The following is a 14780-nucleotide window of genomic DNA, read 5'->3' as shown; positions in this document are numbered from 1 at the left end:
TAAACTATTTCTCGTAATAACAATATAGATTTAAGATGAAGATATTAGCAAATGACGGAATTTCTAAAAGCGGAATAGAAATTTTAGAAAGTAAAGGATTTGAAGTAATCAGCGCAAAGGTTGCTCAAAATCAGTTAGAAAACTATATAAACGACAATAATATTGATGCTATTATTGTTAAGAATAACACACAAGTTCGTCAAGAATTAATTGAAGCATGCCCAAGTATTAAATTAATTGGTTGTGCTGGTATCACTATGGATAATATTGATGCTGATTATGCGGTAGATAATGGTGTTTATGTAATAAACACTCCCTCTGCAATTTCAAACGCAATTGGAGAGTTAGTGTTTGCACATCTTTTCGGTATTACTCGTTTTTTACACCAATCAAATAGAGATATGCCTTTAGAAGGTGATTCTCGTTTTAACACCTTAAAAAAACAGTATGCAAAAGGTACTGAGTTAAGAGGTAAAACAATTGGTATTATTGGTTTCGATAGCATTGGACAAGCCGTAGCTAAAATAGCTTTGGGAGTTGGTATGAACGTAATAGCAACAGATTCAAATGTAGAAAGAGCTACAATTAACATTCCTTTTTTCAATGGACAATCGGCAAATATTGAAATAGAAACTACTTCTTTTGATGAAGTTATCAAAGATGCCGACTTTATCACCTTACATCTTTCTAACCAAGAAGATTATATTCTTGAAGAAACTCAGTTTAACAATATGAAAGATGGTGTAGGAATTATTAATACTTCACAAGGAAATCTTATTAATGAAGTTGCTTTAGTAAACGCTATTGAAAGTGGTAAAGTAAAATATGCAGGTTTAGATGTATTTGATAACGAACCAACTCCTGCAATTCAATTATTAATGAATCCTGATATTTCATTAACTCCTCATATAGGTTCTTTAACTGTAGAAGTTGAAGAAAGAACAGGAGTTGAATTAGCAAACCAAATTATTAAATTACTTTCTGAATAATTTATGGCAATTGTAAAACCTTTTAAAGCAGTAAGAGCTACTCGTGATAAAGTAGCTATGGTTTCATCTAAATCATATGAAATTTATACTTCAGAGATGTTAAAAGCTAAATTAGTGTTTAACCCTTATTCTTTTCTACATGTAATTAATCCTGGATATAAATATCATAAAGAAGATATTAGTGGAGAACAACGCTTTAAATTGGTACACAATCGTTATTTAGAATTTAAAGAAGATAAAATTTTCACTCAAGACGAAGCACCTGCTTTTTATATCTATCAAAAAACAACTCCAACAAATTCTTTTTGTGGAATTATAGCTGCAACCTCTGTTGAAGATTATCATAATGATGTTATAAAAAAACACGAAGGAACTCTTAGAGAACGAGAATTACTTTTTGAAAACTATTTAAAGAATACAGGATTCAACTCAGAACCTGTACTCCTTACCTACCCTGATAATGATGTTATTGAATCTATCATCAAAAAATATCAGGCTGAAAGAGCTGAATATGAATTTTCTACTACCGACAAGGATCATCATTTATTATGGGTTGTAAATGATAAAAATGATATTGAGCAAATCACAAAAGCATTTGATAATGTCGATACTTTATATATAGCAGATGGGCACCATAGATCTACTTCTTCTTGTTTACTTGCTAAAAATTTAGCCAAAGACAATCCAAATCATACCGGTAAAGAAAAATACAACTCATTCATGAGTTACTTATTACCAGAAAGCCAATTAAGTATTTATGAGTTTAATCGTTTTATAAAAGACTTAAATGGTTTAACTCCTGATGAATTTTTAATTGAATTAGATACTTTTTTCAGAATTGAAAATAGAGGTCAAGAATTGTACAGACCTAAAGAGAAACATCACTTTAGTATGTATTTAAATGGAGAGTTTTATGCACTGTACCTTAGAAAATCTGCTTATGAATTTACCGATTCTTTAAGTCGACTAGATGCACAAATTCTTTATACAACAGTTCTAAAACCAATTTTAGGTATTAATGATATTAGAAATGCATCAAAAATTATCTATTCACAAGATAAATCAGACAGTTTAGAATTAAAAACAAAAGTTGATAGTGGCGATTTTAAAATTTCTTTTGGAATGTTACCAACCACTATTGAAGAATTAAAAAGTATTGTAGATTCAGGAAAATTAATGCCTCCAAAAACTACCTACATTGAACCAAAATTAAGAAGTGCCTTAACTATTTATGAATTCTAATATGATTACTGGAATTAAAGAAAATCTTCAAAAAATAAAAAATAGTATACCAGAAAATGTAACCTTAGTTGCTGTTTCTAAAACCAAGCCTATAGCTGACATTCAAGAAGCTTATGAGGCTGGCCAACGTGTATTTGGTGAAAACAAAATACAAGAAATGGTTAATAAGTACGATAACTTACCTAAAGATATTAAGTGGCACATGATAGGTCATTTACAACGAAACAAGGTTAAGTACATGGCTCATTTTGTTGATTTAATTCATGGTGTAGATAGTTTTAAAACCTTGAAAGAAATTAATAAACAAGCTAAAAAACACGATAGAGTTATCAATTGTCTTTTACAAGCTCGTATAGCTAAAGAAGATACTAAATTTGGATTATTATTTTCTGATATTGAAGAAATATTATCTTCAGAAGAATTATCTGAACTAGAACATATAAATATTGTTGGTTTAATGGGAATGGCTACATTTACTAATGATCAAATACAACTTCAAGAAGAATTTTCGTCATTAGCTAATTTCTTCAAGAAAAATCAGGAAAAATACTCTAACCTAAACACACTTTCAATGGGAATGAGTGGTGACTATCAATTAGCTATAGAAAACGGAAGCAATATGGTTAGAATTGGTAGTTCTATTTTTGGAGTTAGAAATTATATTGTTTAAATTTACATTAATCAGCTAAAAGAGAAAAAGAATTGTACGCAATTTTAGACATTGAAACGACAGGAGGTAAATTTAACGAAGAAGGCATTACTGAAATTGCTATTCACAAATTTGATGGACATCAAATAGTAGATCAATTTATAAGTTTAGTAAATCCTGAAAGAGAAATTCAAGAGTTTGTTGTTAAACTAACAGGTATTAACAATAAAATGCTTCGTAATGCACCTAAGTTTTATGAAGTAGCAAAACGAATTATTGAAATAACTGAAAACTGTATTATCATTGCTCATAATGCTAGTTTTGATTACCGAATATTACGTACAGAATTTGATCGTTTGGGGTTTAATTACCAACGTAATACCCTATGCACTGTTTCACTAAGCAAAAAATTAATTCCAGAAGCTCCATCGCATAGTTTAGGTAAACTATGTAGGTTTGTTGGTATACCAATGTCTGACAGACATAGAGCTAATGGTGATGCTTTAGCTACTGTGCAACTTTTCAAGTTATTACTAGAAAAAGATATTGATAAAGAAATTATTCAGCAATCCATAAAATATACTGATAACCGACACGAAAAGCAACGCTTCTTAAAAATATTAGACAAACTTCCAGAAAGGCAAGGTGTATTTTATGCTCACAATGAAGAAGGTAAAATCATATACATTGGTCGAGGAAAAAATATAAAACAGGAAGTAAATAAACTCTTTTTAAAAGAAACGCCTAAGGCTCAAAAAGTACAAAAGAGAGTTGTAGAAATAAGTTATGAAGAAACTGGAAACATTCTTCTTACACGTTTAAAATACCATACAGAACTTCTTAAATTAAAACCTAAATTTAATATTATTCGTAGAAGAAAAGTTAATGATAGAAACTTCAATCACGATAACTTTTTAATTGTAGATAAAGGGAGAATACCTGAAGAACATGGTGTTATTTTAGTAGAAAACAATCAAGTAGTTGGATATACTTTTACCAATTTGGCTTTTCAAGAAAATCAACTAGCTATTTTAAAATCTATGGTTACTCCAATTGAAGACAAACAGTTGGCTAAAACCATAATTAAAAACTACTTACTTAAAAACAAAGTACCTAAAATAGTAAGACTACAAGTAGAAAATAATTTGTAATATTGTCTTAAATCAACTTTTTTCATTTGAAAACCGAATCAAAAAATTGGAAAGAAAAACTTCATGAAATAATTTATGAAGCGGATACTCCTGCGGGTAAATTATTCGACATTGTATTATTAATTGCAATTATAGCTAGTATTGTGTTAGTTATGTTAGAAAGCGTTAATAGCATCAATGCGAAGTATGGCGAAATTTTAAACATTTCTGAATGGTTTATTACGATTCTTTTTTCTGTTGAATATATTGTTCGTATCGTTTCTATAAATAGACCTCAAAAGTATATTTTTAGTTTTTATGGTGTTATTGATTTACTTTCAACATTACCCAAATACTTAGCTATTTTCTTTACTGGCACGCATAGTTTAGTTGCTTTAAGAGCATTACGATTACTACGTGTTTTTAGAATCTTAAAACTTGCTCGTTTCATAGGAGAATCTAATAACTTTATGAAAGCACTTAAAGCAAGTAGAGCTAAAATAGCTGTATTCTTATTTTTCGTATTAATTTTATGCGTCATTTTAGGTACTGTAATGTATTTGATTGAAGGTGGAGATAATGGTTTTACAAGTATTCCTAGAAGTGTATATTGGGCCATTGTAACACTTACAACTGTTGGTTATGGAGATATTGCTCCTCATACACCTTTTGGGCAATTTATAGCTAGTATTATTATGATTCTTGGTTATGGTATTATTGCTGTTCCTACGGGTATAGTTAGTTCTGAAATGGTTAAAGTGAACGATATAAACTTAAATACACAATCTTGTCCTAGTTGCTCTTATGAAGGACATGACGATGATGCCTCTTACTGTAATCATTGTGGAAGTAAATTACACGACTAAATGAAAAACACTTTAATTACCATTGTTGGTGCAACGGCTATTGGAAAAACTGCACTGAGTATAAAACTAGCGCAACATTTTGGTTGTGATATCATTTCATGTGATTCTCGTCAATTTTATAAAGAAATGAGTATTGGAACTGCAGTTCCTGACGCTGAGGAACTGGCTTCTGCAACACATCATTTTATTCAAAATAGAAGTATTTTTGAAGATTATTCTGTTGGGCAATTTGAAAAAGATGCTTTAACTAAATTAGATGAATTGTTTCTTAAAAATCCTATTCAAATTATGGTAGGTGGAAGTGGCTTATATGTTGATGCTGCTTTAAAAGGTTTAGATTATTTTCCTGATGTAGATCCTGCTATTAGAATTAATCTTACTAAAGAGTTAGAAGAAAAAGGAATTGAATTTTTACAAAATCAATTAAAAAACTTAGATTTAGAAACATATAATTCTATTGCCATAGACAATCCTCATAGACTTATTAGAGCTTTAGAAATTTGTATTGGCACAAATAAAACATATTCATCTTTTAAAAATAAACCTAAAGCACCACGTAATTTTCAATCAATCAAAATAGGATTAACCGCTGATAGAGAAATTATGTATAATCGTATTAACCAACGAGTTGATATTATGATGAACAATGGTTTACTGGAAGAGGCTAAAAAACTATATCCTCATAAAAAACTAAACGCGTTACAAACCGTTGGATATCGAGAGCTTTTCGAATATTTTGATGAAAATTTCTCTAAAGAATTTGCCATAGAAGAAATTAAGAAAAACACACGTCGTTTTGCTAAAAGACAAGGTACTTGGTTTAGAAAAGACAAAAGTATTATTTGGTTCGATTTTCAAGATGACACACAGCATATTATCCAAGAAATAGAAAATAAAATTTAACTACTTTTAAGTTTTTCAATTTATTCTCTTTTATATATTTGTGAAAATTAATTAAGAAAACAATGAAATTTAAATTTATACTTTTTGCAATAACATTATTTACAACCTTATCATATGCTCAGACTAAAGTTGGTACTGTTAATAGTGACTACATTATTGGTAAAATGCCACAAATGAAAAATGTTATTCGTAGAGTGGAAAATTATAACAAAAGGTTAGATTCTTCTTTCCAAATAAAAGCAAAAGACTTCAAAGCAAAAGTAGAAGCTTTTAAAGCTGCTCAAAAAACATTATCAGAAGAAGAAAAGAAAAGTAAAGTTGATGAAATTGCAGCTTTAGAACAAGAAATTGGGAACTTTAGACAAAATGGAGCTAAATTATTACAACTTCAGCGAGATGAAAACATGCGTCCTTTATATAAAAAATTAAGTGAAGTTATAGCTGAAGTAGCAAAAGCTAATGGTTATACTCAAATTTTAACCACTAATGGAAATCAATTTGGTTATGTTGATGAGCGCTTTGACATTACAAAACTAGTATTAGAAAAACTAGGTATTAAAGAATAAATTCTTTTAATGGATAAAAAATCAAAAGACTTATTATTACAATACAAAGGATTTTTAGAAACACCTTTTCTATGGTATGGAAAAGGTGTTTTTGATTTCATACAGTTTGAAATTCTAAACACCCGAACTACTTCTTTTGATGCTATAATTATTCAAAAACTTCGCTTAGGTAAACTTGTAGAACGTTTTGTTTCTTTTCACTTACAACAAAACCCTACTATAAAAATACTTACAGAAAATTTACAAATTCAAGAAGGAAAAAGAACAGTAGGAGAATTAGATTGTATATTATTAAAAGAAGACAATCCAATTCATTTAGAAATTATTTATAAGTTCTATTTATATGATTCTAAAGTAGGAAGTACTGAAATTGAGCATTGGATAGGTCCCAATAGAAGAGATAGTTTGTATCAAAAATTAACTAAATTAAAAGAAAAACAATTACCCCTACTCTATTCTAAAGAGTGTGCTACTTATTTACAAGATTTAAATTTATCTGCTCATGAAATTGAACAACAAGTATATTTCAAAGCTCAATTGTTCACTCATTTAAAAAATTATAATAAAGATGAGTTTCCAATTATAAACAATGAATGTATTGCTGGATTTTACATTCATACTAATGAATTAGAGCAATTTAAAGACTCAAAGTTTTATATTCCAAACAAACATAATTGGTTAGTAGTACCTCATACTAACATTAACTGGCTAAATTTTGATGATTTTACTTCTAAACTTCAAATCTATTTAGACGAAGAAAACGCTCCGTTATGCTGGCTAAAAAAACCTAATGGTGAACTTTTTAAATTTTTTGTGGTTTGGTGGTAACTTTATTTTTAGTTATTCTTTTCCTTGAGGTTATAAAATACACTCCGGTTAACAATACTATAGAAGCTATTATTGATTGACGTGTTAATTCTTCATCTAACAAACTCCAACCTAAAACCAAAGCTATTACTGGATTTACATAAGCGGATGTTGCTACTTTTTCTGGAGATACCATTTTTAGTAAATAATTAAATGCAGTAAAAGCAACTATCCCTCCAAAAATAATTAAGAATACCATTGACATTTGAGTTTTATATGACCATTCAAATGGAGAGATCCATGTTTCTTTAAAAATTAAACTTGCTGTTCCTAACATTATAGCAGCAAATAACATTTGATATCCTGTACTTACTAAATAGTTTTTAGGCAAATCGGCCTTAGCTACAAAAACACTGCCATAACTCCAACTTAACACACAAGTTAACATCATAAAAATTCCTAAAACACTTCCTTCTGAGGTTGAAATCTCTTCCTGACTTACCAATAAGTACATCCCTATCATCCCTAACAAAACGCCTATCATTGATTTTCTTTGCATTCTTTTCCCATCAATCAAACGCAATAAGAACAATACAAATAAAGGCTGAGTTGAAGCCAATAATGCTGCAAAGCCGCTATCTACATATTTCAACGCCCATACAAAAACACCATTACCATATACCAAGAACAAGAACGCCGCTATTACCGAATTAACAAACTGATTTTTTGATAATTTTGTAGATATCTTCATCAATTTAGCTATCAAAATAATTAATAAACCAGCCATTAAAAAACGTATGGTTGCTAAAAATAAAGGTGGAATTTCTGTTACTGCTATTTTATTAAATAAATAGGTAGATCCCCATATAATATAGATAGAAAAAAACGCTCCAATTATTAATAGTTTTGATGTTTTCATATTTGCTTGCCTTCTAGAGATAAAAGTACAACTATACTTTCAATTTATTCAAACAAAAGGAATTTCATTTTCTCTATTAACTATAAACTACAATAAACATTAAACTCGCATGCATATTACTATACATACGAGTTTTCTTAATTAATGATTCCTTTCTTCACTTTCATTTTCCTTTATATAAGCAATATCCCTTGTATTTTTTTGTACAGATATGGCAGCAAAAAGACTTAATGTAAAAGACATACCATAAAATCCTTTTTCACTCAATAATAAATCTGCATTCCAAAGTCCAACTACTAACAGAACAATAGATGTTATAGTGGTAAACCAACTCATTCCGTAATAAATCTCTGTTACTTGTATTCCCTCTAATTTATCTCTAATTGTTTTCTGTATAGAGATAACTGAGAATAGCGCAAAAAGCAATACTGTAAAATAATAGCCTTTCTCATTCAACTCCATCTCCGCGTTCCATAGTCCAATACAATATGCTGAAATCCCTATTATTAATACTCCCCATGAAGCTCCCACAAATGCCGATGTTGGTTTTTGATCAAAAACTTTAACTGTTTTATTCTTTTTCTTTTTAACCTCTTTAGTATGTTCAAAAGTTTCTATTTGGTTATTCATAATTTTCATTTTTAATTACAGGACAAAAATGCAATGACTATTATTTTTTTTAAAAACAAAATATTAAAAAAACAAACGATATAATTTAACTAAAAAACTAAAAATAAACAATATTTACTATGTTTTAAAAACAAATAACCAACGATATAATGATAGATTTAAAGTCTATAATTTCTACCTTATCTTCCGATGAGCAACATAAGTTTATACTTTACTTAGAGAAAAAGAATAAACGAAAAGATGCAAAAAACATTCAACTATTTAAACTTATAACAAAGGGAAAAACATCGATTTCTATTATTTGTAATGACTTATATAAAAGTCAAAAAAGAGATGCTTATTATACTCTAAAACAACGTTTAATAGACTCTCTAATTGATTTTATAGCCAATAATAAATTACAAGGCGAAAACTCTATTGATATTCAAATTGTAAAATACATTCTTGCTGCTAGAGACTTTCTAATAAACAAAAACTATAAAACGGCTTATAAAATTTTAGATAAAGCTGAAAATATTGCTAAAGAATATCAACTCTTTACAATACTTAGCGAAATATATCATACTAAAATTCAATATGCATATACAATTCCTAATACTAACATAGATGCTATTGTAAGTGACTTTAAAGAAAACCAAAAGAATCATTTTCTTGAAGAAGAGCTCAACATTGTATACGCTAAAATTAGACAAACTCTAAAAACAATGAACTACGAAGGTGGTAGTCATTTAAGTTTCCAAGAAATTACCAATTCTATTTTCAAAGAACATAATATTAGCATCAACAATAGTATGTCTTTTAAATCTTTGTATCAGTTAATAACCATTGCGAGTATTTCAGCTTTTGTAAGTAAAGATTTTATCACTGTTGAAGCTTTTCTTATTGATACTTACGAAACTCTTAAAAAGAAAAAGGAAAATGAAAAACAACTCTACTATCATATTAGAGTACTATATTTAATTTCTAATACCTTATTTAGGAATAAAAACTTTGACAAATCTATGTATTATCTCAATATAATGCATGAGTATATGCTTCAAGGTAAAAGAAAGTACTACAACTATTTTAAGTACAATTATTCACTATTATTTGCCTTAAATAAAAACTATACCAACAAACAAGCAGAAGCTATACATATTTTAGAAAACCTAATTGACAAAAAAAATACTGATATAAAAACTATGTTAGATATCCGCTTAAGTCTAATTATGTTTTACTTTCAAAATAATCAACTACAAAAAGCGCTACAATTATTTTCTAAATTTTATCATTCCGACAATTGGTATATTGAGAAAAATAGTATGGAATGGACAATTAAAAAAAATCTTATTGAAATTTTACTTCATTTAGAATTAAATAATATTGACTTATTTGAATCTAGGTTATTAAGTTTTAAAAGAAAATACTACGACTATTTAAAAGATATTGGACAACTTCGTGTTATTAATTACCTAGGTTTGGTTGAAAAGATTTATAAAAATCCAGAGTCAGCCACTTCTACTGATTTCTTTAACAAAGTTGAAAACTCTTTTGACTTCATAGGCGCTAAACATGAAGATCTTTTTGTAATGAGTTTTTATGCTTGGCTGAAAAGTAAAATGTATAAAAAAAGTGTATTTGATGTTACTTTAGAATTAATTGATCAGGTTAAAGCTTAGATATAATATTCTTGTAAAACCCAAAAATCACCTTTAAAAGGTGATTTTTGGGTTTTTTATATACACATTTACATAAGTGTTTCTAAATAATGATTCTCTATTGAATAAGCATTTTTTAAACTTGAGATTTTGTCTTCAATTTTTGAAACATCATTCTTTTTAGAAGATTTAGTACCAACTAGCATTACATTCTTACGAGTATGCTCATTGCTTATAAATTCAAATACTTTAGTATTGTAATTATTCTTTTCTAAAATAAGTGCTCTTATAGTATCTGTTACCATTTCAAACTGACGTTCTTTAAAAATACCATACTTTAATAATGGACTTTCTTGCTCTTTTCCTTTTACTTGCTGACGGATTTGTTTATGACAACATGGAGCGCATATAATTAATTCTGCTTTAGAAGATAATCCTTTATAAATAGCATCGTCAGTTGCAGTATCACATGCATGTAATGCTATCAAAATATCTATCTTATTATTATCGTATTCTTGAATTGGCTGTGCTACAAACGATAAGTTTTTAAATTCAGACTTCTTAGCAACATCATTACAATAGGTAACTAATTCCTTTCTTAACTCAATACCAGTTACTGTAGCGTTATACTTTTTTTGATTTACTAAATAATCATACAAAGCAAAAGTCAAATATCCTTTTCCAGATCCCATATCAACAATATTGATTTTCTTTGGGAGTTTTGTTGATTTTAGCAATCCTTCTATAATTTCTAGATACTTATTTATTTGTCGGTATTTATCTGCCATTTTATGAATAACCTTACCTGACTTATCTGTAATACCTAAATACTGCAAATAACTTCCAGCTTCAGCTAATCGTTCTTTTGGTTTATCGTGTGTTTCAGGTAACTTATTTTTAAAACTTGGGGCATTTAATTTATAAGATACCTTTTTCTTTTTTGATATAAACACCAACAAATCATTAGACAATGTAAAAAGCGTTGCTGCTCTAAAATTATCCATTAATAAGATTTCTAATTCTGATATTGCTTCTTTTAATGTATAGTTTTTTACTTTATCATTAGTTGTATAATGATAAGTAAATTGAAACATTTCTGTTCCTTTTATTTTTATCAATCTAACATATACATTTGGCAATCCATCACTTTTTCTAATAGGCTTACTTAAGGTAAGCTTTACAAAATTAGATTCTAAAACACTTTGATTTAGTGTATCTCTTAACTGTTGAAATTCATTCATTTTGCAAAAATAGTCAATTAACTTAGTTAAGTATAAATTGTATTAAAGTTTGAACAAACAAAAACACATAAAACACTCATTTAAAATATTTTAACTAAATTTAATAACATTTAAATCATAGAATTATGAAAAATTTATTGTTAATTATCATTTTCTTAGGGTTTAGTATTTCTTCTTTTTCTCAAAAAGAGAATTTAAAACTAAAGAATATTAAAAGTAAGTACGCCAATATTTTCTTTAAGTCACCAAATAAATACGATAATAAAGAACAACCTTTTATGGTTTCAAAAATTATCTATTCTACAAGCTTTAAAGAATCAGAATCAAAAAATAAGTATCAAATTTCTATCTACGGTAAAGTAAACAATAACAAAGAACAAATTCTTTTCAATGCCAAAAACATTCAAGAGTTATCTTATTACAGAAAAGTTTTCAAAGGAAAATATAAAAAAATTCTAGTCTTTAACTATGGGTATTATAAAGGAAAAAAGAAATACTACGACACTTCTCTTTCCGTAGAATATTAAATAAAAAGGTGAATATTAGAAATATTCACCTTTTTATTTATGAATTCCTAGAACTTAATGTTTCTTCTATATCTAACAAACTTAAATTCTTAGTTTTCAATAAAATTAAAAAGTGATATAATAAATCTGCTGCTTCATTTTTAAACAATTCTTCATTATTGTCTTTTGCTTCAATTACTAATTCTACAGCTTCTTCTCCTACTTTTTGTGCTACTTTATTAATGCCTCTTTTATATAATTTATTAGTATAGGATGTTTCAACATTATCATCTATTCTATTATTTATGGTCTCTTCTAGTTTATACAAAAACCCTTTTGATGTTTCTTCTGAAAAACACGATGTTGTTCCTTTATGACAGGTAGGACCTTGAGGAATCGCTTTTATCAATAAAGTATCTTTATCACAATCAAGTTGAATACTTTTTACTTCTAAAAAGTTACCTGATTCTTCTCCTTTTGTCCACAATCTATTCTTACTTCTACTATAAAATGTAACTCTTTTTTCTTTTTGTGTTTTTAAAAAAGCTGCTTCATTCATATATCCCAGCATCAAAACCTGTAAGGTAAAGTTATTTTGAATAATTACTGGAACCAATCCATTTCCCTTTGCAAAATCTATATTCATCGTATTGCTATGTTTTGTTCTTTTAAATATTGTTTAAGTTTTGGTACTGGTATTTCTGAAAAGTGAAAAATACTAGCTGCTAACCCTGCACTTGCTTCTGTTTTTGTAAAAACTTCTTTAAAATGCTCTTCTATCCCTGCTCCTCCCGAGGCTATTACTGGTATGTTAACTTTTTTACTTACTAAGTTTGTAATTTCTATTGAAAACCCTTCTTTAGTACCATCACTATTCATAGAAGTTAATAAGATTTCTCCAGCACCTAAACGCTCCACTTCCTTTGCCCAACTAACTGTTTCTAAACTTGTTTCATAAGTTCCTCCTTTGGTAAATACCTTCCACTCATCATTTACATTTTTAGTATCTATAGCTACTACTACAAACTGACTTCCAAAACGATTCTTTAAATCAGTTATTAACTGAGGATTTTTCACTACTGATGAATTAACACTCACTTTATCTGCTCCTGCTTTAATCAAAGCTAATGCATCATCTACTGTACTTATTCCTCCTCCTACGGTAAATGGTATATTTATTTCTTTGGCTATTCTCTCTACCAATTCCACCAAAGTTTTTCTATTCTCTAGAGTTGCAGTAATATCTAAAAAGACCAATTCATCCGCTCCTTCTTCTACATATTTTTTTGCAAGTTCTATTGGATCTCCTGCGTCTCTAATATCTATAAAATTAACTCCTTTAACTGTTCTTCCATTTTTGATATCCAAGCAAGGAATTATTCTTTTTTTCAACATAACTCTTGTAATTCTTTTAAACTTATTTTTCCTTCATAAATAGCCTTTCCTAAAATAGCTCCTTCACAACCTATCTCTTTTAGTCTTACTAAATCTTCTATATTAGCAACTCCTCCACTTGCTATTAAATTCACTGCACTTTTGCTCAAAATTTCTAAATATAAATCTACCGAGGCTCCTTGAAGCATACCATCTTTAGCTACATCTGTACAAATAGTACTTTGCACTCCAATTTCTTCATACTCTTTTATAAAATCTATCACATCTACCTCCGAGGTTTCTAACCAACCCTGTGTTGCTATTTTTCTATTTTTACAATCTGCTCCCAGAATAATTTTTTCGCTTCCATACTTAGTTAACCATCCAATAAAAACATCTGGATTTTTAATTGCTATACTTCCTCCTGTTATTTGATTTGCTCCACTTTCAAAAGCAATACGTAAATCATCATTAGACTTTAAACCTCCTCCAAAATCTATCTTCAAATTAGTCTTTGTTGCTATTTCTTCTAATACCTTATAGTTTACAATATGCTTTGATTTCGCTCCATCTAAATCTACTAAGTGTAAATATTTTATTCCATTATCTTCAAACTCCTTAGCTACTTCTAATGGATTTTCATTATATATTTTTTTAGTTGAATAATCACCTTTTGTAAGCCGAACACACTTTCCTTCTATAATATCTATCGCTGGTATAATTCTCATTATATCTGTTTTATAATTCTAAAAAATTCTCTAGTAACTTCTCACCTATACTTGCCGATTTCTCTGGGTGAAATTGCATTGCATAAAAATTATCTCTTTGCATCACAGTACTAAACAACTCTATATAATTGCATGTAGCAACTGTATCTTCTGAGAGCTCTGCATAATAACCATGAACATAGTATACATCATCATTAACATTTATACTTTCTGTTATTTTTGATTCTTTTATTGTTGAAAAATTATTCCATCCCATATGTGGTACCTTTTTCAACGGAGGAAACTTTTTTGTTTCAGCATCAAAAATCCCTAAACATTTTGTATTTCCTTCTTCTGATGATTTACACATTAGTTGAAGTCCTAAGCAAATTCCTAATACTGGTTGTTTCAATGATATCAATATTCTATCTAGCCCTTTATCTTTAAGATACTTCATTGCTGAACTAGCCTCACCTACTCCTGGAAATATTACTTTATCTGCTTGTTGTATTTCTTCTAAATCATCGGTTATAATACTCTCGTATCCCAAACGACTAATTGCATTTTGCACAGACCTTATATTTCCTGCATTGTATTTTATAATTGCTATCATT

At 28.5% G+C, this 14780-nt stretch carries 17 protein-coding genes; 10 read left to right on the top strand and 7 right to left on the bottom strand.

The window, feature by feature from the left end:
• The first annotated feature begins 35 nt into the window (after positions 1–35).
• The 8 genes from ACOQN8_RS12690 to ACOQN8_RS12655 all read left to right on the top strand — a co-directional run bounded on the left by ACOQN8_RS12690 (position 36) and on the right by ACOQN8_RS12655 (position 7173).
• On the top strand, positions 36–989 hold the full coding sequence (locus ACOQN8_RS12690; RefSeq protein ID WP_420552964.1) for an NAD(P)-dependent oxidoreductase: 954 nt from the start codon (positions 36–38) through the stop codon (positions 987–989).
• A 3-nt stretch (positions 990–992) separates the two neighbouring features.
• Complete coding sequence (locus ACOQN8_RS12685; protein WP_420552963.1) at positions 993–2231, top strand: DUF1015 domain-containing protein; 1239 nt, start codon at positions 993–995, stop codon at positions 2229–2231.
• The gene (locus ACOQN8_RS12680) at positions 2221–2901 is read left to right on the top strand and encodes a YggS family pyridoxal phosphate-dependent enzyme (RefSeq protein WP_420552962.1); all 681 of its coding nucleotides are present in this window, start codon (positions 2221–2223) and stop codon (positions 2899–2901) included. The genes ACOQN8_RS12685 and ACOQN8_RS12680 overlap by 11 nt, the downstream gene beginning before the upstream one ends.
• Before the next feature lie 32 nt (positions 2902–2933).
• Positions 2934–4031: an exonuclease domain-containing protein gene (locus tag ACOQN8_RS12675; protein ID WP_272148690.1), complete on the top strand. Its 1098-nt coding sequence runs from the start codon at positions 2934–2936 to the stop codon at positions 4029–4031.
• Positions 4032–4057: 26 nt separating this feature from the next.
• Positions 4058–4876, top strand: a complete 819-nt coding sequence (locus ACOQN8_RS12670; protein WP_272148689.1) for an ion transporter — start codon at positions 4058–4060, stop codon at positions 4874–4876.
• On the top strand, positions 4877–5779 hold the full coding sequence (gene miaA / locus ACOQN8_RS12665; protein WP_420552961.1) for a tRNA (adenosine(37)-N6)-dimethylallyltransferase MiaA: 903 nt from the start codon (positions 4877–4879) through the stop codon (positions 5777–5779). It abuts the gene before it with no gap.
• Between the two features lie 62 nt (positions 5780–5841).
• Positions 5842–6345 (top strand): OmpH/Skp family outer membrane protein, encoded by a 504-nt coding sequence (locus ACOQN8_RS12660; RefSeq protein WP_272148687.1) that lies wholly within the window; start codon positions 5842–5844, stop codon positions 6343–6345.
• Positions 6346–6354: 9 nt separating this feature from the next.
• On the top strand, positions 6355–7173 hold the full coding sequence (locus ACOQN8_RS12655) for a DUF1853 family protein (protein ID WP_420552960.1): 819 nt from the start codon (positions 6355–6357) through the stop codon (positions 7171–7173).
• Here ACOQN8_RS12655 and ACOQN8_RS12650 read toward each other — a convergent pair.
• Entirely contained in the window at positions 7148–8071 is a 924-nt protein-coding gene (locus tag ACOQN8_RS12650) for an EamA family transporter (protein WP_420552959.1), read from the bottom strand. The two genes, ACOQN8_RS12655 and ACOQN8_RS12650, sit on opposite strands and share 26 nt — an antisense overlap.
• Before the next feature lie 141 nt (positions 8072–8212).
• Positions 8213–8701 (bottom strand): inner membrane protein YiaA, encoded by a 489-nt coding sequence (gene yiaA, locus ACOQN8_RS12645; RefSeq protein WP_420552958.1) that lies wholly within the window; start codon positions 8699–8701, stop codon positions 8213–8215.
• 149 nt (positions 8702–8850) lie between these two features.
• Between yiaA and ACOQN8_RS12640 the strand changes: the two genes are divergently transcribed.
• Positions 8851–10359 (top strand): hypothetical protein, encoded by a 1509-nt coding sequence (locus ACOQN8_RS12640; protein ID WP_420552957.1) that lies wholly within the window; start codon positions 8851–8853, stop codon positions 10357–10359.
• Positions 10360–10427: 68 nt separating this feature from the next.
• On the opposite strand, the gene ACOQN8_RS12635 is transcribed toward ACOQN8_RS12640, so the two are convergent.
• Complete coding sequence (locus ACOQN8_RS12635) at positions 10428–11579, bottom strand: class I SAM-dependent methyltransferase (protein ID WP_150899171.1); 1152 nt, start codon at positions 11577–11579, stop codon at positions 10428–10430.
• A 125-nt stretch (positions 11580–11704) separates the two neighbouring features.
• Here ACOQN8_RS12635 and ACOQN8_RS12630 point away from each other — a divergent pair, with 125 nt between their 5' ends.
• Positions 11705–12106, top strand: coding sequence for a hypothetical protein (locus ACOQN8_RS12630; protein ID WP_150899172.1), 402 nt, complete (start codon positions 11705–11707; stop codon positions 12104–12106).
• Between the two features lie 37 nt (positions 12107–12143).
• Here the strand turns inward: ACOQN8_RS12630 and hisIE are convergent, their stop codons facing one another.
• From hisIE to hisH, 4 genes are read right to left on the bottom strand one after another with little or no spacing between them, the layout of a single operon-like run.
• Positions 12144–12731 (bottom strand): bifunctional phosphoribosyl-AMP cyclohydrolase/phosphoribosyl-ATP diphosphatase HisIE, encoded by a 588-nt coding sequence (gene hisIE / locus ACOQN8_RS12625; protein WP_420552956.1) that lies wholly within the window; start codon positions 12729–12731, stop codon positions 12144–12146.
• Positions 12728–13480, bottom strand: a complete 753-nt coding sequence (gene hisF / locus ACOQN8_RS12620; RefSeq protein WP_420552955.1) for an imidazole glycerol phosphate synthase subunit HisF — start codon at positions 13478–13480, stop codon at positions 12728–12730. Before hisF ends, hisIE begins: the two co-directional genes overlap by 4 nt.
• Entirely contained in the window at positions 13474–14187 is a 714-nt protein-coding gene (gene hisA, locus ACOQN8_RS12615) for a 1-(5-phosphoribosyl)-5-[(5-phosphoribosylamino)methylideneamino]imidazole-4-carboxamide isomerase (RefSeq protein WP_420552954.1), read from the bottom strand. The genes hisF and hisA overlap by 7 nt, the downstream gene beginning before the upstream one ends.
• 10 nt (positions 14188–14197) lie before the next feature.
• A complete protein-coding gene (gene hisH / locus ACOQN8_RS12610) occupies positions 14198–14779 on the bottom strand; it encodes an imidazole glycerol phosphate synthase subunit HisH (protein ID WP_420552953.1) in 582 nt (193 codons plus the stop codon).
• Position 14780: the final 1 nt, after the last annotated feature.

The sequence above is a fragment of the Tenacibaculum aiptasiae genome (genome assembly GCF_965221665.1).
Classification (GTDB): domain Bacteria; phylum Bacteroidota; class Bacteroidia; order Flavobacteriales; family Flavobacteriaceae; genus Polaribacter; species Polaribacter aiptasiae.
The sequence above is the reverse complement of the archived record's forward strand: the minus strand, read 5'-3'. Positions and strand labels throughout refer to the sequence as shown.

What these genes read in the sequence shown, in the direction of transcription:
- ACOQN8_RS12690 (WP_420552964.1), top strand. Translation starts at nt 36, where the DNA reads ATGAAGATATTAGCAAATGACGGAATTTCTAAAAGCGGAATAGAAATT.
- ACOQN8_RS12685 (WP_420552963.1), top strand. Translation starts at nt 993, where the DNA reads ATGGCAATTGTAAAACCTTTTAAAGCAGTAAGAGCTACTCGTGATAAA.
- ACOQN8_RS12680 (WP_420552962.1), top strand. Translation starts at nt 2,221, where the DNA reads ATGAATTCTAATATGATTACTGGAATTAAAGAAAATCTTCAAAAAATA.
- miaA (WP_420552961.1), top strand. Translation starts at nt 4,877, where the DNA reads ATGAAAAACACTTTAATTACCATTGTTGGTGCAACGGCTATTGGAAAA.
- ACOQN8_RS12660 (WP_272148687.1), top strand. Translation starts at nt 5,842, where the DNA reads ATGAAATTTAAATTTATACTTTTTGCAATAACATTATTTACAACCTTA.
- ACOQN8_RS12655 (WP_420552960.1), top strand. Translation starts at nt 6,355, where the DNA reads ATGGATAAAAAATCAAAAGACTTATTATTACAATACAAAGGATTTTTA.
- ACOQN8_RS12650 (WP_420552959.1), bottom strand. Translation starts at nt 8,071, where the DNA reads ATGAAAACATCAAAACTATTAATAATTGGAGCGTTTTTTTCTATCTAT.
- yiaA (WP_420552958.1), bottom strand. Translation starts at nt 8,701, where the DNA reads ATGAATAACCAAATAGAAACTTTTGAACATACTAAAGAGGTTAAAAAG.
- ACOQN8_RS12640 (WP_420552957.1), top strand. Translation starts at nt 8,851, where the DNA reads ATGATAGATTTAAAGTCTATAATTTCTACCTTATCTTCCGATGAGCAA.
- ACOQN8_RS12635 (WP_150899171.1), bottom strand. Translation starts at nt 11,579, where the DNA reads ATGAATGAATTTCAACAGTTAAGAGATACACTAAATCAAAGTGTTTTA.
- ACOQN8_RS12630 (WP_150899172.1), top strand. Translation starts at nt 11,705, where the DNA reads ATGAAAAATTTATTGTTAATTATCATTTTCTTAGGGTTTAGTATTTCT.
- hisIE (WP_420552956.1), bottom strand. Translation starts at nt 12,731, where the DNA reads ATGAATATAGATTTTGCAAAGGGAAATGGATTGGTTCCAGTAATTATT.
- hisF (WP_420552955.1), bottom strand. Translation starts at nt 13,480, where the DNA reads ATGTTGAAAAAAAGAATAATTCCTTGCTTGGATATCAAAAATGGAAGA.
- hisA (WP_420552954.1), bottom strand. Translation starts at nt 14,187, where the DNA reads ATGAGAATTATACCAGCGATAGATATTATAGAAGGAAAGTGTGTTCGG.
- hisH (WP_420552953.1), bottom strand. Translation starts at nt 14,779, where the DNA reads ATGATAGCAATTATAAAATACAATGCAGGAAATATAAGGTCTGTGCAA.